This is a genomic window from Bacillus sp. RIT 809, assembly GCF_016892495.1.
Lineage (GTDB): Bacteria > Bacillota > Bacilli > Bacillales > Bacillaceae_G > Bacillus_A > Bacillus_A cereus_U.
In genome coordinates this window covers 152,475-177,226 of the sequence record NZ_JAFEMR010000011.1, presented here as the reverse complement: position 1 = coordinate 177,226, position 24,752 = coordinate 152,475, and the positions used below count along the sequence as shown (strand labels likewise).

The window sequence follows — 24,752 nt, the reverse complement described above, 5'->3', positions numbered from 1 at the left end:
TTAATGTTAGTGTGTCTCCAGCCTTCATTTTATTTCCAGATTTATCACTAAAATCAACTTTTATTCCTGTTCGTTCTCCGTAAGTTAGATCCGTTTTGTCGAACTTAAATGTATCAACAAATCCTGTTGTGTTTAATTCTTGTGCATTTGCTATTATAGATGTGAAACTCTGACCTATGGTCAACATAAATAGCATTATAATCGTAGAAATCGAAATCACTCTTTTTACCATGTCATTCTCCTGTCAATTATATTTAGATGGCTACTAATATGAATATGCTATGACAATGACTCAATAGGTTGATGGCATTTTTGTCTTTCGATTGTTATAAACTTTAAATCTTGAAAATTGATTTTCTATAAACAATTCTTCTATTCTCCATAAATCCTCATTTTTTCTGACCTAATATCATAAATTTAAATATTTTCATATATGAAATTATATGATATTATTGTAATCGGGAAGGCCATATTCTTGCATCATTCCTATCAAATCTTGCAATCTTAAGTTGTATCATGTATGCCATCTCATTAGAAGCATAAAATTTCTGGTTAATACTGTTTTCATTCAAATACTATTGACTTCTTCATACTACTTCCCATCATTTTTAGATTCATAATATCAGTATGTCCAAGTTTGATAGCACCTTTTTAATGATTCACAATTTTATTTACCAGATTCTCTTACCTCCCCCTAAGGACATTTTTTTTCATGCTCCCACCCGTAATATTAAGACTATTTAAATAATAAAAATAGTTTTTGTAACTTTTGTAACTGATTGTGTAATTAAAAAAACAAACATAAATTAATACCTCATTTGGGATAAACTTTTTATTTTATATTCCCTCCTACATACACCGAAATATCATCCTTAAGTGCTTGTGCTAAACCTCTGCCTAAATTTTGATTCATTTAGTAAAAACCACAAACAATTTTGTTTATTCATGTACCTCTTATATATCATTTCCTAGGTTTATAATTAAGTAGTCCTATGCTTTTTAAAAGAATGAACAGTAACGTTCACTAATTTTTGTCAGCTTATGAATTTAGAATTTTAATCACAATCTACATGACTTATAAACTTCATGGCTAAATCTCGCTATACCCAACCTTCAATTAAATTCTCAGCATGACGACTAGATTCATAATTAATTGTAGTTGCTTATTTCTTTATTTGCATGAAACCAAATTTCACATTGCTAGATCGGCACAATCGGCCTCAATTTCCTTTACAAATATTTGTAATAAATGTGCACTTAAGTAATTAAGGTGTCATAAGAATAACAGAATACTCACACTCTACTTTTACCAATTAATCACATCTCAGTCACCTCGCTATCTATACCCGATATAATATATAAAATAAAACAAAGAAAGAGTAGTAAGCGTAAATATCAATCAGATGTATACTAAACTGAATTTTCAATATTTTCAGTTTAAAGGAGGGTCTTTTCAGCTACTCTTTCTTTGTATTATGAGTTTAGCACTAAATATAAAGCATAACAAGACAAAAAAATTCAAATTTCGCATAATTTCGACATTTTTTTGCAAAACAATACTGGTCGTTAATTAGTATGGGTTACCATATATATATCCATCAACTTAAGAATTTTATGACGCTCTCAAAATAGAATTGTACATTTTCATCTTGAGAAGTCATTTTTTTATTTTGGGGATATTTTCTTAGCTTGATGGTGATGGAAAGTGACCCCAATTAAGCTAATTCCCCCATTTCGCAGATTTGAGCAAAAAAACCCAAATAATATCTTGTTTGAATTGTTTTACTTTAAAATATCTAACTTATTACGCTTCCGTTTATCTTTTCAAAAGCATAACTTCGTTTCGAAAGCTTTGCAACAGAACCAGAAATATATAGTATCACATCAAAGAATATAAATCTATATTGATTTCTTTTTAATAATTTATATATAATTATAATGAATATAAATTAAAAGTCAATCTCAATTAGATATAAGGGGGAGTATAGATATAACAAAACATTTAGTCGGAAAGCAAGCCCATGTTTCGAAATGAATGAAGTAATGCCAAATAAAAATGACCAGATTAATAAAATTGGAACCCAAATTAGATTACAAAATCGATTTTGGGTATTGGTAAGAAGTCATTCTATTTAATGCTAAACGAGGACACACGGAATAATATCAAATTAGGAGATGTAATATGTTCTTGCTTCCATTTCTTATAGTATTTAATAACTTTTTACTTCAATCTGACTTTGTATAAAGCTTTTCTAACTTGAGAAATGAGCACAGTTACTCCTTTGCTCACAAATTAACTGTATGGCTTCCGATATCCCATTTCTCTATTTAAAAGTTTAAATTGCATAATGATGGAACGATGCTTCTCTAGATTCTTGATATTTTTGGTGAATTTGTAACAGAACCTTTAGTTACATGAAATATTCTTTACATACAATATTTTATCATCTTAGGAGGGAACAGTATGAAAGGCTTAAAGTTTCTTTATAAAACTCCCCTTATATTGACAATGAGTGCAGTGTTGATCGGGTGTAACACAGCAAAACAAGAACAGTCAAACAAGGATACAGCTACACAAGAAAAATCTACAGAGAAAAATACGCAGTGGTCATATGAAGGGACTACTGGTCCAGAGCACTGGGGAGAATTGAAACCAGAATACAAAATGTGTTTAAATGGGCAAGAACAATCTCCTATAGATATCAAAACGGAACAAATAAAATCAACAGTTGATGATTCTAATCATTTGCAAATTAATTATCAACCAATATCATTTTCTATTAAAAATAATGGGCATAGTATTGAGGGGAAAGCAAATAGTTCTGATGATTATCTCATGCTGGGAGAAAGTCGTTACATATTAAAACAATTCCATTTCCATACACCAAGTGAACATCAATTTGAAGGAAAACATGCAGATATGGAACTACATCTGGTCCATCAAAATGATCAAGGTCAGTTAGCAGTAGTTGGTATTATGATAAAAGAAGGACAAAAAAACGAAGGTTTTGCAGAAATGTGGGAAAATCTCCCGAACAGCAAAAATTCACAGGGTGATGTGCAGCATACCATTGATATAAAACAGCTTCTTCCTTCAGATCATTCGTCATTCCGTTACATGGGTTCTTTGACAACACCTCCTTGTACAGAAAATGTCCAGTGGATTGTGATGAAACAGACAATAGAGATGTCCAAAAAACAAATTGAAACGTTTCATAAATTATTCCCAACGAATAACCGACCAGTTCAGCCAATTAATGGAAGAGAAGTATCGTAAACATAAGGAATTATTGGAATAAAAAATAGTAGTGCGAGCAGCATAGCGAAGGTTTTGAAACCCAGACAATTTAAATGACGACGGTCTTGTTCAATGAGATTATTGAAATGTTTGATGGTACAATACTTTGCACCAGAACGGAAAAAAGCTGCTGTCCTAATGGGACAACAGCTTTTTCATTATACTACGTCTTCTTTTTGTTCCTTTTGTAGTGTACTATTTTTGTAACCGTAACTGAAGTAGACAACAAGTCCAATTACAAGCCATATTGCAAAGCCGATCCATGTTGTTGCTGGGAGTTGTAATGCTAAGTATCCACAGAATAGAACAGCTAAAGCAGGAATCCATGGTACCAAAGGCACTTTAAAAGCGCGCGGTAGTTCTGGTTGTTTTTTACGTAAAATAATTACTCCAATTGATACAACGATGAATGCGAATAATGTACCGATATTTGTTAATTCTGCTAGTTTACTTAAAGGAACAAAACCAGCAAAGAAAGCAACCATAGTGGCAGTAATCCAACTATTGATAACAGGTGTCTTTGTTTTTTTATTTACGCGCGAAAGTACTTTTGGTAGTAAGCCATCGCGGCTAATTGCATAAAATAATCGTGTTTGTCCATATAACATAACAAGTAATACAGTTGTAATTCCAGTAATCGCTCCTAAAGAAATGAAACCAGCAACCCAATCTTGTTGAATGTATTGTAGTGCAAATGCAACAGGATTTTTCACACCTAACTGATCGTAAGGTACAATCCCAGTTAAAACTAATGAAACAACGATATATAGAATCGTACAAATTGTTAAAGAAGCAATAATACCGATTGGCATGTTACGCTGTGGATTTTTGACTTCTTCAGCAGCTGTTGATACAGCGTCAAATCCGATGTAAGCAAAGAATACAGTTGCAGCCCCAGTTGTTACGCCAGAGAAGCCGAACGGCATAAATGGTGTCCAGTTTTCAGGTTTTACATAGAAAGCGCCCACGCCAATAAATAGTAAGACAACAAAAAGTTTGATAGCTACCATGATAGCGTTAAAACGCGCTGATTTTTTTGCTCCTCTTGTTAATAACAACGTCATTAGAAAGATGATACAGATTGCTGGTAAGTCTATATATGTTCCCGCTTCAGGATTATATGCGCTTGTTAAAGCCGTAGGTAATGTAATCCCAAATCCACTTAATAGACCTTGTAAATACCCTGACCAACCAGATGCAACAGCTGAGGAAGCTAATCCATATTCTAAAATTAAATCCCAACCTAAAATCCAAGCGATTAATTCTCCAAATGTTGCATAGCTATAAGTGTACGCACTACCGGATACCGGTACAGTTGATGCAAATTCAGAATAACATAATGCTGCAAATACACAGGCTAAACCGGATAAAATAAACGACAAAACAAGTGCGGGTCCTGCGTGTTCTGCTGCGGCAACACCGGTAAGAACGAAAATCCCAGTTCCGATGATAGCGCCGACCCCGAGCATAGTAAGATCAAATGCACCGAGTTCTTTTTTTAAAGATGCTCCTTTTTGTTCTGACTGTGCTAATAATGCTGAAATAGATTTTTTTCGAAATAGATTCATATAGATACCTCACTTCTAGTTGTTGTAATATTCTGAAAAACAATATCATTTTGTCGTATAATGTCGAATCTTTGTAGTTCGTATTTTAATTCAAATAAATATTTTTGTAAATACTTATTTTCAGAAAATTAAATCTTTTAATCGCACCTTTATTCCTTTCCACTTAATCCCTCTGTTCCAAATATATTCCTTTAAGAGAAAAACTTATATCCCTATATAAGTCATAGAGGATTGTTTGCATATTGACTTTAGTTTTATGTACAATAAAGGTAAAGATATAGTCTGAAACAGGAAGAGGAAAACCATGTCCAATTCATTAGTAAATTTACGTATCGATTTTGCCTTTAAGCAGTTATTTGGCACAAATGGGAATGAAGATATTTTAGTTGCCTTTTTAAATGCCATATTAAAAGATTCTTTAGAATCACCTATTGTTGCCCTACAATTAGAAGATCCACATTTGCATCGAGAATATGAAGAAGATAAATTATCAATTTTAGATATTTCAGCTACATTAAATACAGGAACAAAGGTAAATGTAGAAATACAATTGAATAACAATCACGATATGATCAAACGAAGCTTATATTATTGGGGAAGGTTATACACCTCTCAATTGCAAAAAGGAATGCCTTATAGCTCACTTCATAAAACAATTACCATAAACTTGTTAAACTTTGTGATGTTTCCAGAATATGAAGCGTTTCATACAACAGGAATCCTTTGGAATCAGCAACAACAAAAGTTATTAAGTGACGATATAGAAGTTCATATTGTAGAGATTCCAAAGTTACTACAGCAATGGCGTGAAGAGAAAGTTAATCCGTGGGAAGACTCGTTTGTTCGTTGGTTATTATTATTACCAGCGAATGAAGATGAGTATCTCACACAAACATTGGAGGACATTGCCATGAACCAAGATCCGATTTTACAAAAAGCAATGAATAAGTGGGAACGTATGAGTCAAGATTCTTCTTTCCGTCAAGCATATGAAGCAAGAGAAAAGGCCTTAATGGATGAGGCTGCAAAGTTTGCTCATGCTCGTAATGAGGGGAAAAAAGAAGGAATTCAAGAAGGGGTTCAGCAAGGAAAAATACAGATGATTAAAGGTATGCATGAACTCGGTGTACCACTTGAAACGATTGCTAAAGCCAGTAAATTAGGCATAGATGAGGTTGAACGTATTTTAGAACAAAAATAATCAACATCAAAAAAGAACCTCTTAATTTTAAAAGAGTAATCCCAACCGTTATAAAAACAACAAATTAAATTTTTACAAAAGAAAACAACCTGTATAAAAACAGGTTGTTTTCTTTTATAGGGTAAAACAAAGAAAGAGTGGAAAAAAATGCACAAACTTCTACGGCACAAGAAGTAAACTAATTGGAGAAAACTAAAAATTCTGATATCTTACTAGATAAGGGTTTTTGTTTTCTCTTTCTTTGTTGTTATGAATATAACATTAAAAACGACATAAATCAACAAAAAATTATATAATTCTTATTTTTTCGACAATTAATTACAATTCCCCCACCCATTATTTTTTTAAGGCGTTATTTACATTTTATATCTGTTACATGATTAATTTATATATATGGTACATCATCATGGTGGTTCCTAGTTCTTAATTCATTAAAAATCATATCGTAGTAATTATCCAGTTGCCATAGCACCACCGGCATTCGGATCAAGATAATACCACTTGTGTTCTAATGCAAGCCATCCTGTCTTTTTCGCGCCATTTTCATAGAAGGGTTTTGGTGCAAAAAGATGATAAATAAAAAAAGAATCACGAATTCCTAACGGAATCACCTGTTAAGCAGTCAATTCAAACAGTTGGTTGATAAAAATATTCTGATTTTGAACAGACTGATTCCGTAAATCAAGTTGTTCTTTTTTGACCATATGCATCGCTTCTACACCACTCAATATAGAGACTGATGTTTTATATTAGTTCCCAATCAATTTTTCCGGAAAAAAATTCATTAAAATGTTCGTATACTTCTTCCTTGCTAGGGCGAAATAGCTTCAATTCCTTCCAATTCCGAATTCGAGGCATCAACTGAATTCCAAGCAAAACTGCTAACCAAAATAGGAGTCTACTATTCTCCGTGTTATTCTTCATATATTTCCACCAGACCCAAATAAATTAGTATATCTCCAATAGAGACACATTAATTTAAGTTATAATATTTTTTGCATAAAAAGAAATGTTGTTTTTCATGTATACCTATTAAATGAATACTTTGTATTAAGTTTGGATTATGTGCGATTGGATCAGGGAAACGTATGTGGCCAGCAATGTCATCTTCGATTTTAGAAAGCATTTTTTCTAAATTCTTCGTTTCATTATCTAGCCCTTTAATTAACCTTTCAAATGAAATTTTACCTTCTATTCCTTTAGGTGGTACCAAAATAAAAGGTGCTTTCATTGGTTTGTTGTGTTTCTCTTTATATTCAGTATATATGTCCTTACTATGGGTTTTGTAAGGTGACTTTTTTCTTGCTGCAGCAATTGGTCTAGACAGTGGTAAATATAACTTATTTAATTGTCGAAATCGCCTGACCATTAAGTATAAATGATAATATGTTTCTCCAAAAGACCACTTATCCTTATAAGGCCGTTCCCATTCTTTGTTTTTGAAACACTTTATTTCATTAGCGAATTCTTCTCTTTGTTGATAAATTTTGTTAAAGTGATTAGTCATGTAAATGCTCTGCATAATTCCCCCTGTGTATGTTAGTTAAAGTTTCTATAATTTGCGAATAGCACACTAACTTAATATTATAGTTAGTAAAGTTCTTTCCGCTTAACAAACACCAACTATAATTTTCGATAACCCCACGTACATAATGAAATAATTCACCTTCAATTTCTGTTTCATCCTTAATAAAATAATTCCTTACTAAAGGTGAATTGATATTGTTTTTAATATCGAATATACTAATCCCTTTACATTTCACATAACTTTCTTTAAAAGTCCATGCATCTGTAAAAAAATTGATTTGTTCTCTTTGTGATAGAGTTAATAAGTGTTTTAGTTCTTCTTGAGTAAAGAAGAATTGTGCTAACTCATGATTGCACCGCTTATATTCCTCAATATCAGCCCCTACGGCAGCATTATCACTGTAAGTACACATAACCCATTCATTACAATTTGAAATATTAAAGAAGCCTTTGGATAGTAGAGGTTTCCCCCGCATATTATAGGTTATACTCAACGGATATTTCATTCTTTGTTTTGTGAACAGCACATACTGTATAAGTAAATCGCTGTATATAATATGAAGCTTTTTTTTAGGATGTGTAGTTTTTTTTAATCTCTGTATAGCTCGTTTAGTAAGAATTCTTCTTGATATAAGATTACTTTTGTTTTTATTTATCTTACAGAAGAAAATATCCATAATTAATCCTGAAAGTTCGATAATAAAATTGAGGCATTATGTCCACCAAACGCAAATGAATTATTTAAGAGCTTGCCACCATTATAATTAGATACCTCTTCTAGAAGAAGGTTAACTTCTATATCCTCTCCCACACTGTCTCTTGATACATTAATAGTGGGAATTAATTTTCCTTTTTTAATCATCATACAACATAATGCTGTTTCAATTGCTCCAGCAGCCCCTAAAGCATGTCCATGTAAAGATTTAGTCGAGGATACTAAAGGATTGTGATTAAATACTTCCTTTATAGCCTTTGATTCAGTTAAGTCGTTAAGTTTAGTAGATGTACCATGAGCGTTTATGTACTCTACCTCATCTGAACTACATTTAGCATCAATTAATGTATTTTCCATACATCTTGTAACACCATTGAGGTCAGGCGCCAATAATGAAGTAGCATCTGATGAACTTCCATAACCTTCTATTTCACAATAGATATGAACCCCACGCTCCTTTGCATGATTAAGCTCTTCAAGAATAAGAAAGGCCGCCCCTTCACTCATTACAAATCCAGATCTATCTTTTGAAAAAGGGACACTAGCTTTATCTAAGGATTTAGAGTTCGTCAAGGTTCTTAACTTTCTAAAGGCTTCTATAACTTGTGGAATAACACATGCTTCTGCTCCACCTGCTAATATTATTTTTTTGCTACCATTTTGAATTTTTTTAAATGCTTCTCCTATCGCTACTGTTCCTGAAGCACAGGCAATTGAATAAGCAAGAGATTCACCTTTTATACCTAAATCAATACTAATATTTGCTGTTATCATATTAATTAGATTTCTAGGTATTACAAGCATTGTCATTTGATCTACACCTTTTACAGCTGCAGTTCCAAACTCATCTGCGAGGGCACGAATGCCCCCAACAGAACTTCCAACAAACACAGAAACATTTTCATTATTTTCATCATTAATTAATAAATCTGCATCTTTAACGGCTTCTCTTGATGCAATTACGGCCATTTGAGTACAACGATCCATATACCGCTTATCCTTTGTTGTAAGTGGTTCATTAAAAATGTCATCTACTTCCCCAACAAATTTTGTATTTTCATATTTGGAAGGAATAATACCACTTTCAAGGTTAACAATACTTTCCCAGGAACTTTCTCTGGTAATACCATTTGGTGAAACAATACCTATTCCTGTTACCACGACTCTATTCATAAACTCGTCTACCTCCATTGTCATTTCAAATGCATTTCATTTTTGACCTTATTCTTATTAAGAAGAAGGTAAATACGGCAATTATCATTCCATTACTTGCAAATATAATGTTTAGATTATCAGTAACTCTAACAAAGTTGACAAAGTCAAACATAATTTGATCCAAAAACACTCTTACACCTATTCTTGATAGAAGGTATGATCCAATAATAGTTAGGACCGCAATAGGAAAACTAAAGGCAAAATGCATTCTCATTAGTTCTTTTAATGAATAACCTTCTAATTTTAATGTCTTAATTGATTTGATACTATTTTGATAACTGAACTCAAGAAGTGAGTAAAGTAATGCAACTTGTAGAACTATAGCAAGCCCTAAAATAAGTGTGATCTGTTTGTTTATAACATCTAAGATATTTTTTCCGGAAGTTATTATCTCGTTCCTAGTCAATGTAGCTTCTATCCCGCTATCGTTAGCATTATCATATGGGTTTGATAGAGCTACTGCAGGTACTGAATATGTTTCATGGTTGAACATTTCTCCGTTATCGGAAACTAAATATATATTACTCACTGTAGTAACATTGTTGACTTTATTAATTTTAAATGAGTAATCTTTTTGATTAGTTACATCTTTTAGTAGTAACTTATCTCCTACTTTTTTCCCATATTTATCAGAGAATGCTTGAGTAATTATTACATCTCCATCTGCCAGCTTGAGATTATAATTGTAATACTTAGAATCAGAACCGATTACATAAACACTTTGTGTAATACCGTCTTCATCATGTAAGTTATATAGTTTAAACTCTTCACCCTTGATATCATGTTGATTAGGTGGATTTAAAAACAAAATTTCTTCAAAAATATTCTCTGATGCTAAGTCATCGACATAATTAGTTACAGAGTCTTTCAATAAAAACGAAAAATTAATCAGTAAACCTACAAAGAAAATCAGTACTATAAACAAAGCCATTTCCTTTTTATTTCTATTTATCCGCTTTAACCGATACCGGTAAGTAAAAGGAATGAATTTCATGATTTTGCTACTTCTTTTTCTTATAGATTTAACTTTATTTTTCTTCTTTTTAAATTTTATATAAAACTGATAAACTAAAACAAAGTTAATCACTAAAACAATAGCTAACGAGAAAACTAAACATTCTGTCAATAACATATAATCAATTTTAAGAATTGGATAATTATATATTTGGCTATTCATTTGCATAATCGTCTCAATCAAAAATATACCGATTGTACCACCGATTAACCATGCAATTAAAAGTGTTAAGCTCGTTTCAGCTATATAATGTTTAAAAAGAATCCATTTGTTAAAGCCTAACTTATTAAATGTTGCTAGGTTATTTGATTCTTTCTTGGATACTTCAAAATGGTAAACACTTAAAAGAACCCCAACTATTAGATATAGTAAGCATGTTAAAAGCAACGCAAGATCCCTTGGTGCTTTTGCATCACCTATTACTTGTTGTATCCTCGTGTTATTTTGAGAATCATTTATATAAATTGGTTTAACGATTTTCGAAACCTCTTGAACATCTAGATTGCTAGTATAAGCATAATATGAAGAGAACTCATTACCGAATAACCTTTGAAACGTTTCTTCATTTACAAATGCTATACCAAAAACTTCAGAATTAGCTTGCAACACTAGATTACTATTTTTGGTTGTAATATAATCAGGTGATATTGCAGTTCCAACTATTTTTAATTTTTCTCCATTAAAGGTCAATTCATCATTGAGCGCTAATTTATTTGCTTTTAAATAGTTATTGTCAATTAGAATCTCTTTATCGTTTTGAATATCACGACCGCTGGTCACTTGATATTTATTAATTTTTTTTCTTGACTGGAATATTCGAACTGTACTGCCGCCTTCCCTCACTTCCCCATTTTTAATTTGTTCCAAGGAAATATCCTTAAATTTTTCGTCAATATCGTCATTAGTTATAAATATACCGTCCTCTACGTTATATTCGCTGTTGAATTTTTCAACTGATTGTAGAACGCTACTTGTACCAACAAAAAAGCTTATAAAGATACCAGTTGTAGCAAAAACAACAAGAAATATAACTAGAAACTTTAATTTATAAGTGTTTAATCTTCTCATTGTACGTTTTCTGAATTTTCTCTTTATATTTTGATTTACCATTCTAAATTCTCCGCTAATTCAATATCTTCATTTACCATATCATTAACCTTTTTCCCATCATGAATAGTAATAACACGATTGGAGATTTTCGTTATTTGTTCATTATGGGTTATAAGAACAATCGTAGTTTGATGACTTTGTTGCAGCTTTTGTAATACTGTTAGAACCTCCTTAGATGAATTCCCATCAAGTGCTCCCGTAGGTTCATCACAAAACAGTATTTTAGCTCTTTTCACTAAAGCTCTTAATATCGCAGCTTTTTGCTGTTGACCTCCGGAACATTGATTAGGAAATAAATTAATTGCTTTACGAATATCCCAATCATCGATAAGATTTTCAATTCCCTCAGTAATACCATGTTCTAAATAGATATTCTCATGCAAGGTTAGATCATCAATTAAGTTATATTCTTGAAAAATAAAAGCAATATCATTTTTTCTAAAAACATTTACTTCTTTTTTAGAGAGATTACCTATATTTCTTTTGTTTACTTGAATTTCGCCTGAAGTAACACTCTCTAGTCCCGATAAGCATTTGAGAAGTGTAGTTTTACCCGACCCAGATTTCCCAATAATTGTACAAAATTCACCCTTAGTTATACCTAAATCAATTCCTCTTAACACTTTTAATTCATTTTGCTTATTTGCATTAAAAACCTTGATAACGTTAGTAGATTTAATCATTTGTACCTCCATATTTGTGTTTAATTGTAATAAAATACGAATAATATGTATCATCTGCTGGTGCAATTTCACTTACTTCAAATCCAGATGAATCTAGTAAAGTAAGGAAAAGATTCCACTGTTCCGCTTGAGCAAAATCAATAAGCATATTATTTAATACAACTTCAGCTTGGAGAATACTATTACAGATATCAAATTTATAGCGAGATATAAGATTCCAATCCTTATTATGCTTTGCCATTAGCTCTTGATAAATCTCAAAATTAGGATAATACTGACAAATAACAATAGAACCGTCCCTATGCAAAATTTCTTTTAGTCGCTTGAAGAGCTTTTCTTTTTCGTCTTGAGTAAGATAAAATAACATGTAGCTCATATTGATCATGTCAAATTTACATTCAAATGAAAGGTCTATAATGTCCTCGTTATGTATAACAACATTCGATTTATCTTTATATTTAGTTTGTAATTTTTCAAACACCTTTTTTTGTCTTTCTACACCAACAATTTGTTTATCATCAGAGCTCAAATGTACATCAATATAATTACCATTTCCACATCCAATATCAAGAATTGACTTAAATTGTTTTTGAGAAATAAAAGTTGCATAGTTTTCTTTTGTGTAAATATTAAACGCTAATTCTCCAAGATCTGTGTAAAAATCCTCTGAAAAGCTAGGAGATATTTGTTTAAAAAAATCCAATTTATTAATTTCTTGTAAATAGGTAAGGACCTCTTTAATATATACAAACTCTAATTTCCCCATTATTTTTCCTAATGTTGTATTATGTTCTGTATTAATTACACGCTCAATGAACTTGTAATCACTTTGTATTTTATTTACAATCTTACTATAATTTTTGTCTTCAAATTCAACTAAGCTATTTCTGTCCTTTACTGCCAAAAGGTATTCTTGATTTAATGTGTATACATTCTCTTTTTGTGAAATCATCCCCAACTGGATACCTAAATCCATAAATGAATGAACTATATTATGATGCATGTTTCCTTTTGTCATTTCTTGAACATTATCAAAATTTTCATATATCTTCCTTAATAGAATAAATCTTATATAGTTTTTAACTTTTGAAAACAAAAGTAATTGGAATAAAGGAGTATCTCTTATCCCTACAATCTTAGATAATCGAACTAAAATGTTTATACGAATGGACTTCTCTGGTAACTTATAACGTTTGTTTGGAGAATATGATTGATACTTGCTCATTAACAAACTGTATTGCATTTAATAACCCCCTCCTCTTTTATGATTAAATGATAGGAAGCAGAAAGCTTCCTATCTTTCCAAATTCCCCGTAAGTTACGATGTTATTAACACAGGCTCATTGTACGTGGATAAACTTTGAATGTTTTCTTTAATTATTTTTAAAGTCATATCCAGATCTTCTCTTGAATGAGCAGCTGAAATAAAGAATCTTATTCTAGCTTCACTTTCTTTTACTGCAGGATAAATTATTGGCATCGCATTTATTCCATTTTTAAATAATATTTCCGAGAATTTAAGAGCTTCATCCGAGTTTCCAATGATTAAAGGTACTACTGGAGTGTCGTAGCTTTCACCTGAATCAACGCCTAGTTTCTTTAATTCATTTAAGAAATACGTATGGTTTTCTTTTAAACTTACAAATAGACTTTCTTCATTTTCACAGATTGTTAATGACGCTAACGCTGCGGCTGCATTAGCTGGTGTCATTCCAACACTGAAAATAAATCCAGGTGAATTGAATCTTAAATATTTAATAAAGGATTTGCTACCAGCAATATATCCCCCACAACTATTAAGGGATTTACTTAATGTTCCCATTAGAATATCTACTGATTTAGGGTTAACATCATAATAACTTGTAACACCTCTACCATTCTTACCAATAGTACCGATTGAATGCGCTTCATCCACCATGAGAATAGCATTATACTTTTCTTTTATTCTGATTAGTTCTGGTAGTTTACAAATATCTCCATCCATGCTGTAAACACCTTCTACCACGATTAAAACCCTGCGGAATTTCGATCTTAGCTTTTTCAGCTCATCTTCTAGATGATCCATATCATTATGTTTAAACGGTTTTCGCTTGGCATTAGAAAGAATTGCACCTTGAATAATACTATTATGAGCCAATGCATCATGTAGAATTAAATCTTCTTGATTAACAATATTCCCTATAGTATTAACGTTAGTACTGTGTCCTCCCACCTGAATTAGAGCATCTTCTACATCTAAGAATTCAGCAATTTTTCTTTCAAGCTTTTGATGGATTTCAATTTCTCCGCTAAGTAACCTACTACCAGAAACACTCGTTCCATAACGATTTATCGCTTCAATGACGGCCTGGTTAATTATATTTGAACCATTAATACCGAGGTAATTGTAAGTGGAATAATTTATCTTCTCTTCTCCATCTATAATAATTCTATTTGATGCTATTCCATGGTTTTTTCTGAAATAAGGAATGTATTCTCTGCTTTTAAGATATTTATGAAACTCTTTAACTTCATTGAAATCATCCAGTAATGAAGCTGTCTCTTGATTCATTTCCATCCCTATTTCTTTATATATTAAACATAAAATATTATTTACAGTTGTATCCTCTTGTTGAAAAACTTCTTCCAAGTCGACTTCTTTCATCTCAGGAAAGTCATGTACTACTAATCTATGAAAATCCATAATCATCATTGAGTCCAGGCCAAGATTATTAACTAACGAATCAGTTACAGCAATATCACTTTGATCATAACCTGTTATTTCAGCCAAATGGCTAATGATTTTATCGTATACTTTATTCATGGTAAACCTCCATTATTCTTTTATGTTATAGCGAAATGATTTATTAAGAAGTTAGCAGCATTTACTGGACCATCAATATTTTCTAAAAGTTCCTGCATTTCTTTTGCCTTATTATGCATCTCTTTATTTGTTAGAGAGAAGTCTATCAATTCACCAATTTTCTGAGTCGTAATATCTTTTCGTTTAAGTTCCAATGCATTACCAAAAAGAACACATTCATTTATATTGGCTTTTTGTTCTGCTTGCAGTCCAAGCCCAAGGAATGGTTTACCAGATAAACAAGCCGTTTGAACTGTACCTTCTCCACCATGAATAATAGATAAATCTATTATATTTCCCAATTTATGAGCGGGAAGTAAGTCACAAAGAATAATATTCTTGCTACTAGAAAAAATATTGCCACTAGACGCAAGTATTTTCTTCATTGGACATATAACTGTCACCGGAAGTTTCTTTAAAATATGTAAGAATTTCATGATAATTTCTTTACTTCCAGAGCTTCCCATCGCAAAATAAATAACAGGTTGATTTGAGGGAAGACTATATAGAAATGATGGTATGGGCATATCCAGTTTTGCATAAACCGGGCCAATATATTTATAGTTAGCAGGAAGATCGTCCACACCACTAATTTCAGGAATGGTTGTAATTAAATTATAATCAGCATCCAGTGCATCTATGGTGTATTTTGGAAGTTCTACTCCTTCTTCTTTTGCCAATTTAGAAAAAGACTTTGGTTTATAAGTAATACCTAAAGCAACCTTTTTATAGAGATTCATGGTGACTTTTTTAGGTAAGAAAGGCTTATTAATTATGGGAGGTAATTCTAGGTGTCCTTTTAATAAAAAAGTTCTGGTGTATGCTAATGGTTTAATATATACAAGTGGTGTTTGACAAGCTCTCGCTGAAATAAACATACTTAATGTAGTTCCGATAACGACAACCGCCGGACAGTAAGTATTTATAATTGTTTTCTCATTCTCAATTCGTTTTTTGAGATGTTCGTATGTAAAGGGATGTTTTATACCCTTCATCTGATCGACTTTCATGAGTTGAGTGATATCGTCTTCACTTAAAACTGGTTCAAGGTGGATAAATTCAAAGTTAGCTTTTTCAATAAGATAAGCATATTTTCTAGAGTAGCCTATAAATATGCAATGAAAGTATTCGGAACATTTCTTTGCTACTTCTATTGATCTGGTAGTTTCGGCCAAGTTAAAAGTTTCTGGTGCAAAAATAATGTTTTTTTTAATTATTCTCATCCTCCTTAAACGTATTTCTAATATATATCACTTAGAAACTTCAACATGGATTTTATTAAGTCTCCAGGGACTTGAGCGGCGATTTAACTCGGCTTCTGTATCCTTCTTTACTACACTACTACAAGCTAAAATTGGCGGATTATCTAAGATTTCATAAAAGCAAAACTAGCGATGATAATAGCAGCCATAATGCCTAAAAGGCCACCTAAAACCATCTTTTGTTTGAAAAATTGCTTCACTATAAGCCTTTTAAATTATTCCTCCTAGCATTCGTTTAACAAACAGATTGATAGATAACGAACAATGTGTAGTTGATAATAAATTCATGTTGTTTATAATGAAATTATATCGTTTTTTCCATAAAATTCAATTTACATTTAAGGCCTAAATGTAAGATAAAAAACAAAAGGATGAAATCTGTTGTTTATAATGACAATAACGAACGGGGAGGTATAAGATGTTGAAAAAAGCGGATCTGCGGATTATTCGAACAAAGAAATTTATATATGATGCTTTTATCAAACTGATAGCGGAAAAGGGATACGATGCTATTACCATTCAAGATATCGCAGATGAGGCACTCATCAATCGGGCAACATTTTACTCGCATTACAGGGATAAACAAGATTTGTTAACAAAGCTTAGCGAGAGTGCACTAGAAGAGTTGACAAGTAAGATGGTCCTATATGCCCATGTGCAGGGACATCAAATAGATTTTTCGAAACTCGAGGAAGTTTTACAATCGATATTTGAGTGTATGGTAAAACATGCGGACTTTTATAAAACCATGTTTGGGCCTCATGGCATTCATGATTTTAACCTACAAATGCAGCAAACTATTATGGATAATCTTGAACGAAATTACATTGAGCTTAAAATTGGAGAACATGACTCAGATATTCCAAAGGATATGGTATTACGTTTCTTCACTTCCTGTGTTGTTGGGATGGCAATTTGGTGGCTTCAAAATGACATGAAATATTCACCAAAATATACTGCACAACAGTTAGTGAAGCTTATGACTAAAGGACCCTTTTGTGCAGTAGGTTTTACTTTTTTTAATGAGCGCTAGAAAGAGCAACTGTACCGGGAATTGCAAAGGGTTCTGGTGCAAAAATAGAATAAAAGATAATAAAGCGCATAGATTTCTAACGGAATCGTATCTTATGCTGTAAGTCCAAACAATTGATGAATGAATTCTTTCTCGTTTTGGACAGACTGATTCCGTAAATCAACTTGTTCTTTTTTAATCATATGCATGGCTTCTACTCCAGAAAGAATGGATGTAACTGTGTCAAAACATTTGAACCCTAGCATAGATTGAATTCGCTTCTTTAGAAAGCGATGATCTTGTTCTACTATGTTATTCAGGTACTTTTGTTGTCTAAGTCGCATACCACCAGGTATGCTTTTTTCTTTTTTCAATTGTTCAATTGCTATAGTATAAGCTGGATTTTTATCGACTGTTATAACACGAGGTTTTGAAACATGAAAAGACTGCAAGGCCTTCTTGAAAAAGCTTTTTGCAGCCTTTTGGTCCCGTGTTTTGCTCAGATAAAAATCGATGGTATTTCCTTCAGAATCCACAGCACGATACAGGTACGTCCATTTCCCTTTGACTTTTACATATGTCTCATCGACTCTCCAAGAATCATTGATTTTCTTTAAATAGCGTCGAACTCGTTTGTCTAACTCAGGGCTATATTGATGTACCCATCGCATGATGGTAGTGTGAGCAATGGACAGACCTCGCTCCTCCATCATTTCCACTAAATCACGAAAACTTAGATTGTACCGTAGGTACCATCTTACTGTTAGCAAAATAATATCAGGCTGATAGTGCTTCCATTTGAACGAATTTTGCTTATTCACACTGAATACCATCCCTTTTCTAGATTGATAGTATCAGTATGTCCAAGTTTAAGAGATTTTTTGCACCAGAACCCATAAATATGACAATGACATAGCTAGCTTTTATACAAACACATAATCCAGATATAACATGTTATACTCAAAAAGAAATAAGCAATCCTACTTATTTTTAAAGTAATTAAGTAGATTTTATTTCATTAGTTTAAGGATATGTACAAAAAAAGAACCTAATAGGTTCTTTTTTTGTACATATCCTTATTTTTCAAATTCTTTAAAAGTATCTTTTAAATCTTTATCTGTTATTTTTATATCTGCTTCCTTAAATAAATCTTTGAAAAATTGTTGTTGCCATTGTTGATCTTTTAAACGTTTCTGTTCCAATTCCTTACGAATATTATCTTTTTCCTGATCAAAAGGTTTTAACTCTTTTTTCTCTGTTAATTTAATAACATGGTAACCATAAGAAGATTTTATTGGATCACTTACTTGTCCAGCTTCTAATTTATAAGCGGCTTCTTCAAATTTAGGATCCATTTGACCTGGACCAAATTCAGGTAATTCTCCACCTTTTTCTTTTGAACCAGGATCCTCCGAATATTGTTTTGCTAATGCTGCAAAATCTTCTCCATTATTTAATTTTTCTTTTATTTCTTTCGCCGTTTTTTCATCTTTTACTAAAATATGACTTGCTTTTAATTTTGGCTTATAAAGATTTTTTATCTCTTTTTCCGTAACTGAAGCTTTAACAGCTTTTTCAAACGCTATTTGCGTTTTAATTTTTTTTTTAAGATCATCTTCATCTTTAGCACCAGTTTGTGTTAAATAGGCTTTAAAATTATCACCCATTTGTTTTTTTAATTCTTCAACTTTTTTCTTTGCCTCATCATCTGAAACTTTATATTTATCTAATAAAATCTTGTCTAACATTGCTTGTTGTAGAACAACTTTTCCTGCTGTCTCTTTCAAATCTTTATTAAATTCTTCTTTAGTCAAATTTCCTGATTTTGATGTAGCAATATTATCTGAATTACCACATGCAGATAATAATAAAATACTGCTCATTGCAGCACCTATAAAAATATGTCGTTTATTCAATGGTTTATACCTCATTCTATAAATTGATTTATAGTTTAGTATATTTTATTTCCTTAATGAAACAAAATTTTTATAAGAAATAGACTTTGTTTATTTTCATTGAAAATGTAATATAGATTCACTAAAAACAAAGGTTTTCACCCTGTTTTTGGGTATAAGGTAATGGCTGGAGTGAGGAGGTCTAGCAAAGGGGGCTATCCCCTTCTAGTTCCCCTTTCCTTAGACCTAAAAACTGAAAGTAAACTTTTAGATATTAGTTTACTTTCAAATTCCCTAAAATATTGACTTTAAACCAAATCCCCCGATATCCTCAAAATTAATAATTAAAGTATACATTCAAAATATGATAAAAAAGAGATTAGAACACACATAACCAAGAAGGATAGTTCTCCAATTTAAAGATTTTAGTTTCTTTTGTACTTGTATTTAAATTTTATATACAGAATTTACTCTAATAATATATAATTCGAAATATGTAATATTAAAATTAAATGAATAAAAACAGGAGTATAACAATGAAAGCAAACTTGGAAACGATAAAAAAACATCTAAAAAACAACGAAGAAATCCTTTCTACAATTTATTGTACAATAGATCTGCATTACATTAGTAGATCTGGAGTCTTAGCTGTTACAAATAAAAAATTGTTGTTTTGTGCTGATTACATGTTTGGAAAAGGACTTAAATGGGAGTATGAATATAGTAGTATTTCAAACATTAATGATACAAATTCTTTAATTTTAGAGTACTCTTCTGTTCCTTTTATCAAAAAGTTAATAATAAATTATAAAGATGAACTTATTGTCTTCACCAATTTTTCAAGCCCATCAAAAGTAAATAAGTTTGTAGAATTAGTTAAGATAAAAATTTAATTGCTAATGATATGCAAAAAACTATCAATGATTAAATAAGGTTACCATAACACCACTTATCGGTATTCAATGTATCTAAAAAAACTCCTTCAGTTTGCTTGCTGAAGGAGTTTCGTATTTACATAATTATCGTTATTGGAAGTTATTTTTATAAGGAATCCACATAATCTTTTGCTTTTTGTAACTATAGCTTTGAAATAAAGTTTGATCATTTTTGTGATCTTTCCTTCATTAAAGCGCTCTTTAATGAAGGAAAGACATATGTTATTTCACCCAGTTATAATAAACAAAAGATAAAATTTGTCCATTCATACTAAATTCTTCATCACTTGTTGCTATATACTTAAAGCCGTTTTTTTCCAAAACTTTTTGGGAAGCTATATTATTCACTGTAGTTTTCGCCGAAATCTGTTTTATTCCTAAGTTACTTGTGGCTTCTAATAAGAGTTTCAATGCTATTTTAGCAATCCCTCTTCCGATATATGCTTTTCCCACTCTATAACCAATATGACCTAAACCTTGGGATTTTTCAATATCTACTAAGTTCATTCTTCCAAGAATTAAACCATCTTTATTCTTAATTAAATAAAAATATGATAACCCTTGAGATTGTTCATCCAACAGGGCTTTATTCCTTTTTTTGAATGTCTCGAAGTTATAGTAATCATCCCCGCGACTCGGTACCATTTCCTCAAAATAAGTTCTGTTCTCAAGTTCAAATTCAAATAATTTTTCAAAATCCACGGCATGTAATTTTTTAATTGTAATATCCATCATCATTACCACCAATTCAATGTTATTTTTTACGTAATAGTTAAATACAAAGAATACTTCCGTAATAAACCTACTATTTAGCCTAATATTATTTATTGTAAGCCTCTGTTATTTCCCCTTCGTAGCAAACCCCTCCATATTTGGAGATAGATCCAACCTGTTCTTTTTGTCATGATTCATTCACTTCTTTTTTCCTCATTGTACCATTTGAAAGAACCGATTCGCTTAGATTTTCGGATGTATATTCCATACACGCTCAGTTAACATAACGTCCCATTATCGGTAGCAAGGACATGGCAGAATCCTAATCTCACAAGGAATCCCCTTTTTTATTTTCTATAACGCTATTCATCTTTTTATACATTCCTATCCTGGCATGGGTTTTAGGGTTCTCGCTTGTTACTGGATTAGCCGAAAAACTGTATAAAATCTTGCATGATCTTAGCGTGGTTTTTTTCCAAAATGCTGACGGTACCCCATCACCATCAAGCTAAGAAAAGCAAATACCCCAAAACGAAATTTTTATCTCTTGACAGTTATTTATGTGAATTTAGATTATTTTTTCGTTTTGGGGATCAACCTATATTTTAAGTGGATGGGCATGTATAGTGGGACCCTAATACCGAATAATATACTTATTTCCAATAAAAATAAGATACCTCTGTACACCCAATACGGAAAAAATTTTTAGTACATTTATAAATAGCATTGCTCCACCTGCTTAACCTGAACCAACATTTAATTTCTAGAAATACTGCACTGTTTAGTTAATTTGTATCACGTACAATTTTATATTTTGTTATGAAAAGAATGGATAAGATAGTTATGAGTAAGCCACAACATAGTAGAATGTTAGATATAGAAGTGCCAAATGTTAAGCATATAGATACAAAAGCATAAGATAGCGGAACTAAACCGTTCGAAGAGGCATTTACGAAACTCATAACTCTCCCTAGCTTATCTGTTTCACTGTTTTCTTGAATAATAGACACCAGTGGTACATTAATCATAGAAGACATGAAACCCATCATCACAAGTAAAAGGATTCCTTGCCATAAAACATACATTTGACCAAGGAGAGAAAGAAAAATACCAAGAAAAGAAATAAGTATTAGAATAGAAAGACCTCTATTTTTCCTAATATTTAAAAGCCCAATCAATAAAGCGCCTCCTAGCATTCCTCCTTGATAAGAGCTTTGTAAAAAACTGACCTCAACTGCCTTTCCATGTAATACCTCGCTCGCTAATAATGGAATTCCCATAAGTAAAGGGCCAAAGAAGAGGACGTTTATTGTCATTAAAATAAAAAGTATAGATTTTAAAAAAGGCATGTTCCATACATATTGAAAACCTTCTAATAGCTCTTGTCTGGTAGATGCTTGCTTAGAAGACGGTAAAGAATTTTTTTCTTTAATACATAAAGTGAAAGCGGATGTAATTAATAAAAAACAAGCAACGAAGAGAAATAAAACCGAGAAAGAACTAACTGTAATAATCCAGCCGCCTATCATTGGTCCGGCAAACATTGCAACTTGATTGGAAGTTTGAATAAAGGAATTAGATCGAGTTAACATCTCTTTTGGGACTAGAAGAGGAAGAAGAGACTGATTCGCTGGTGAAAAGAAAGCATCCAGAATTCCAAATAGTAGTGCAAAAAACAGTAACGACCATAAATTTAATAGATGTAAATGTAATAAAGTAATCATTACAAAAACCAATAAAAAACGCGTGAAGCTAGAAACCAACATAATTTTTGAACGTTTAAAGCGATCTGCCCATACACCTCCAACAGTCATTAGGAGGACTCGCGGGATTAGAGTTACCATCATGACAATCCCAAGTGCTGATTCCTGACCTAAAGCTCGAATAACATACCATTGCTCTGCAAATAGGTAGGTTGAAAGAGCAAGAAAAGAAGAGGTACTAGATAACCAAAGAAATAAGAATGCACGATTTTTAAATAATGACATGCTTGTATACTTAGGTTGAACTTGTTGTGATATAAATGGCTCACTCAAAGAATATTCCTCCCCACAAATAATGAATTATAAATCTTCGTTAAAGAGCAGTTGATCAATTTCAAAACCTGTGATTGTAACATAAAAGTTTTTATTAGTATCAGTTTCTGTGGAAGCTGCTAAAGTTTCTTTAACAAGGTTTCTATACTGATTTAAAAAATTTATAAATTGTTCTTCTGTTAATGAGAATTCTGTTTGCATCGAGATACTTGGCCAATCTTCAACATGGGAAGATGTTAAATCGAATGAGGTATCTGGAGCAGTTAATACTCTTGTTTGTGCACGATGTAATACTTCTAAATAGGATTGTCTTGTTGCCTGTTGCGATTCAATGTAGTGAAGTAAGTGATTTGCAGGAATAAAGCCACGCGAAACAGCCTGATAGTACTTTAAAATATTCCCTCCCTGTTCTTCTTTTTTTACTAATTGAATGATGTTGTGTTTTTCTAGTTCGCGGAGGTGATAGAGTATTTTTGCGCGAGAAAGATTTAAAAGCTGAGCAAGTTGATGACCTGTATATGGCTTTTCGACTAAGTATATAAGCATTTTTGTACGTAATGGATCGCTTATAACTTTTAATTGTTCATATGTTTCGATAATGGAAATGGCTTTTTGTTTCATTATGCATCATCCTTTTTTTAACCAGTTAAATTTATTTAACTCGATTGTATTACAATTTCAAATAAAAAGAAAGTTAATTTAGAAATTTCTAAATCAAAACAAAGACAGTAGGATTCCATGTAGAGGTCCAACCACACGTCCATCAACTTACAGAACAGGTTGCCCCTAAAACGATAAAAATGAAATTCGGTGCTATAAAAAACACAATTTTTTGTTTAGGGGGTACTTTAAAATCTTAGCTTGATGGCGATGTGACGGTACCCCTTAATGAAAAAGAACTTCAAGCAAATGGTGGAGCAAGAGGGATTTTTGGTCCTATTATCAAAGCTGGAAAACAGTGTTGGGATAATGATTCTTGTCGCGAAAAAACATATGGTACTTATGGTCGAACAGATAGTCGATATAAACATGGAGCTCCATATGGAAAATGGTAATAAATAATACAAAGAGGATTCATTAATTTGTATGAATCCTCTTTGTATTTTTAATTATATATTTATAATGATAAATAGTTTAAAATACAAAGAGGATTCGTATTAATTATTTTTATATTTTAATTGAAAAGGAAAGATAATAAGTGATAAAAAAAATACATCAATTTTTTGTGAATTTGCATCCAATATCATTTATATTAGTTATGGTAATTTTAAGCTATTTAATTACCAGGCCATTTATTTTATTATTACCAGAAATACAAAGTAATCCTTCTCAGAATGAACCTATATATATTCAAATTGTATCAGTTTTAATTATGGCTCCTATAGTAGAAACTTTAATTTTCCAAGTTTTTTTATTCTGGATTCTTCGTTGTATTCCCTGGATTCGTGAACATGATTTATTAATAATTTTAATTGCAGCATTAATGTTTGGTTTATATCATCCATTTGGGATAACTTATATAATATGTATTACAGTGACAGGAATTCTTTATAATTATGCTTATTTGATTTATTATAAAAAAAATGAAAAAGCATATGTTACAGTATCTGGATTTTGGATTGTGTTTTGGATACATGAGATAGATAATATAATTTCTCTTACAATACAAAATCTGTATTTTTAATAAATTAGGCCTAGTAGCGGGCAATCTATCTAGAAACCTA

Annotated in this window: 20 protein-coding genes and 4 pseudogenes; 5 read left to right on the top strand and 19 right to left on the bottom strand. The window is 31.6% G+C overall.

Annotated features, from left to right (window positions below):
* Window positions 1-232, bottom strand: a pseudogene (locus JTF23_RS14250) (Ig-like domain-containing protein); the annotation flags it as partial.
* Window positions 233-2,464: 2,232 nt separating this feature from the next.
* On the opposite strand from JTF23_RS14250, the gene JTF23_RS14245 reads away from it, so the two are divergent.
* The gene (locus tag JTF23_RS14245; protein WP_204209047.1) at window positions 2,465-3,277 is read left to right on the top strand and encodes a carbonic anhydrase; all 813 of its coding nucleotides are present in this window, start codon (window positions 2,465-2,467) and stop codon (window positions 3,275-3,277) included.
* Window positions 3,278-3,307: 30 nt separating this feature from the next.
* Here JTF23_RS14245 and JTF23_RS28475 read toward each other — a convergent pair.
* Window positions 3,308-3,405: pseudogene (locus JTF23_RS28475) on the bottom strand (IS6 family transposase); the annotation flags it as partial.
* Window positions 3,406-3,456: 51 nt separating this feature from the next.
* Window positions 3,457-4,866: a branched-chain amino acid transporter BcaP gene (gene bcaP / locus JTF23_RS14240; RefSeq protein ID WP_204209046.1), complete on the bottom strand. Its 1,410-nt coding sequence runs from the start codon at window positions 4,864-4,866 to the stop codon at window positions 3,457-3,459.
* A gap of 304 nt (window positions 4,867-5,170) precedes the next feature.
* On the opposite strand from bcaP, the gene JTF23_RS14235 reads away from it, so the two are divergent.
* Window positions 5,171-6,067, top strand: coding sequence for an Rpn family recombination-promoting nuclease/putative transposase (locus tag JTF23_RS14235; RefSeq protein ID WP_000071773.1), 897 nt, complete (start codon window positions 5,171-5,173; stop codon window positions 6,065-6,067).
* Window positions 6,068-6,519: 452 nt separating this feature from the next.
* On the opposite strand, the gene JTF23_RS14230 is transcribed toward JTF23_RS14235, so the two are convergent.
* The 11 genes and pseudogenes from JTF23_RS14230 to JTF23_RS14180 form a co-directional block, all read right to left on the bottom strand.
* Window positions 6,520-6,678, bottom strand: coding sequence for a hypothetical protein (locus JTF23_RS14230; RefSeq protein WP_204209052.1), 159 nt, complete (start codon window positions 6,676-6,678; stop codon window positions 6,520-6,522).
* 3 nt (window positions 6,679-6,681) lie between these two features.
* Window positions 6,682-6,816 (bottom strand): annotated as a pseudogene (locus JTF23_RS28350) (IS6 family transposase); the annotation flags it as partial.
* Window positions 6,815-6,961, bottom strand: a pseudogene (locus tag JTF23_RS28345) (Tn3 family transposase); the annotation flags it as partial. The pseudogenes JTF23_RS28345 and JTF23_RS28350, both read right to left, overlap by 2 nt.
* Before the next feature lie 79 nt (window positions 6,962-7,040).
* Window positions 7,041-7,589 (bottom strand): DinB family protein, encoded by a 549-nt coding sequence (locus JTF23_RS14215; protein WP_252188022.1) that lies wholly within the window; start codon window positions 7,587-7,589, stop codon window positions 7,041-7,043.
* Window positions 7,567-8,271, bottom strand: coding sequence for a 4'-phosphopantetheinyl transferase family protein (locus tag JTF23_RS14210; protein ID WP_204209044.1), 705 nt, complete (start codon window positions 8,269-8,271; stop codon window positions 7,567-7,569). Before JTF23_RS14210 ends, JTF23_RS14215 begins: the two co-directional genes overlap by 23 nt.
* 2 nt (window positions 8,272-8,273) lie before the next feature.
* The gene (locus JTF23_RS14205; RefSeq protein WP_204209043.1) at window positions 8,274-9,482 is read right to left on the bottom strand and encodes a beta-ketoacyl-[acyl-carrier-protein] synthase family protein; all 1,209 of its coding nucleotides are present in this window, start codon (window positions 9,480-9,482) and stop codon (window positions 8,274-8,276) included.
* A gap of 25 nt (window positions 9,483-9,507) precedes the next feature.
* Window positions 9,508-11,649 carry an ABC transporter permease gene (locus tag JTF23_RS14200; RefSeq protein WP_204209042.1) on the bottom strand — a complete coding sequence of 714 codons (2,142 nt, stop codon included), beginning with the start codon at window positions 11,647-11,649 and terminating at the stop codon, window positions 9,508-9,510.
* On the bottom strand, window positions 11,643-12,332 hold the full coding sequence (locus JTF23_RS14195; RefSeq protein WP_204209041.1) for an ABC transporter ATP-binding protein: 690 nt from the start codon (window positions 12,330-12,332) through the stop codon (window positions 11,643-11,645). The genes JTF23_RS14200 and JTF23_RS14195 overlap by 7 nt, the downstream gene beginning before the upstream one ends.
* The gene (locus JTF23_RS14190; protein ID WP_204209040.1) at window positions 12,325-13,575 is read right to left on the bottom strand and encodes a class I SAM-dependent methyltransferase; all 1,251 of its coding nucleotides are present in this window, start codon (window positions 13,573-13,575) and stop codon (window positions 12,325-12,327) included. Before JTF23_RS14190 ends, JTF23_RS14195 begins: the two co-directional genes overlap by 8 nt.
* Window positions 13,576-13,650: 75 nt before the next feature.
* The gene (locus JTF23_RS14185; protein ID WP_204209039.1) at window positions 13,651-15,135 is read right to left on the bottom strand and encodes an aminotransferase class I/II-fold pyridoxal phosphate-dependent enzyme; all 1,485 of its coding nucleotides are present in this window, start codon (window positions 15,133-15,135) and stop codon (window positions 13,651-13,653) included.
* A 20-nt stretch (window positions 15,136-15,155) separates the two neighbouring features.
* Window positions 15,156-16,397, bottom strand: a complete 1,242-nt coding sequence (locus JTF23_RS14180; RefSeq protein WP_002203020.1) for a glycosyltransferase — start codon at window positions 16,395-16,397, stop codon at window positions 15,156-15,158.
* 457 nt (window positions 16,398-16,854) lie between these two features.
* Between JTF23_RS14180 and JTF23_RS14175 the strand changes: the two genes are divergently transcribed.
* Window positions 16,855-17,469 (top strand): TetR/AcrR family transcriptional regulator, encoded by a 615-nt coding sequence (locus JTF23_RS14175; protein ID WP_070129429.1) that lies wholly within the window; start codon window positions 16,855-16,857, stop codon window positions 17,467-17,469.
* A 92-nt stretch (window positions 17,470-17,561) separates the two neighbouring features.
* Here JTF23_RS14175 and JTF23_RS14170 read toward each other — a convergent pair whose 3' ends face one another.
* Window positions 17,562-18,269, bottom strand: a complete 708-nt coding sequence (locus JTF23_RS14170; RefSeq protein WP_204209038.1) for an IS6 family transposase — start codon at window positions 18,267-18,269, stop codon at window positions 17,562-17,564.
* A gap of 255 nt (window positions 18,270-18,524) precedes the next feature.
* Window positions 18,525-19,364: a peptidylprolyl isomerase gene (locus JTF23_RS14165; protein WP_204209037.1), complete on the bottom strand. Its 840-nt coding sequence runs from the start codon at window positions 19,362-19,364 to the stop codon at window positions 18,525-18,527.
* 515 nt (window positions 19,365-19,879) lie between these two features.
* Between JTF23_RS14165 and JTF23_RS14160 the strand changes: the two genes are divergently transcribed.
* Window positions 19,880-20,236, top strand: a complete 357-nt coding sequence (locus JTF23_RS14160) for a PH domain-containing protein (protein WP_204209036.1) — start codon at window positions 19,880-19,882, stop codon at window positions 20,234-20,236.
* A 264-nt stretch (window positions 20,237-20,500) separates the two neighbouring features.
* On the opposite strand, the gene JTF23_RS14155 is transcribed toward JTF23_RS14160, so the two are convergent.
* From JTF23_RS14155 to JTF23_RS14145, 3 genes are all read right to left on the bottom strand, one after another.
* Window positions 20,501-21,013 carry a GNAT family N-acetyltransferase gene (locus JTF23_RS14155; RefSeq protein ID WP_199663589.1) on the bottom strand — a complete coding sequence of 171 codons (513 nt, stop codon included), beginning with the start codon at window positions 21,011-21,013 and terminating at the stop codon, window positions 20,501-20,503.
* 764 nt (window positions 21,014-21,777) lie between these two features.
* Window positions 21,778-23,028, bottom strand: coding sequence for an MFS transporter (locus JTF23_RS14150; RefSeq protein WP_098990245.1), 1,251 nt, complete (start codon window positions 23,026-23,028; stop codon window positions 21,778-21,780).
* Window positions 23,029-23,055: 27 nt separating this feature from the next.
* Window positions 23,056-23,649, bottom strand: coding sequence for an ArsR/SmtB family transcription factor (locus tag JTF23_RS14145; protein ID WP_204209035.1), 594 nt, complete (start codon window positions 23,647-23,649; stop codon window positions 23,056-23,058).
* 577 nt (window positions 23,650-24,226) lie between these two features.
* Between JTF23_RS14145 and JTF23_RS14140 the strand changes: the two genes are divergently transcribed.
* Entirely contained in the window at window positions 24,227-24,712 is a 486-nt protein-coding gene (locus JTF23_RS14140; RefSeq protein WP_204209034.1) for a CPBP family intramembrane glutamic endopeptidase, read from the top strand.
* Window positions 24,713-24,752 lie beyond the last annotated feature (40 nt).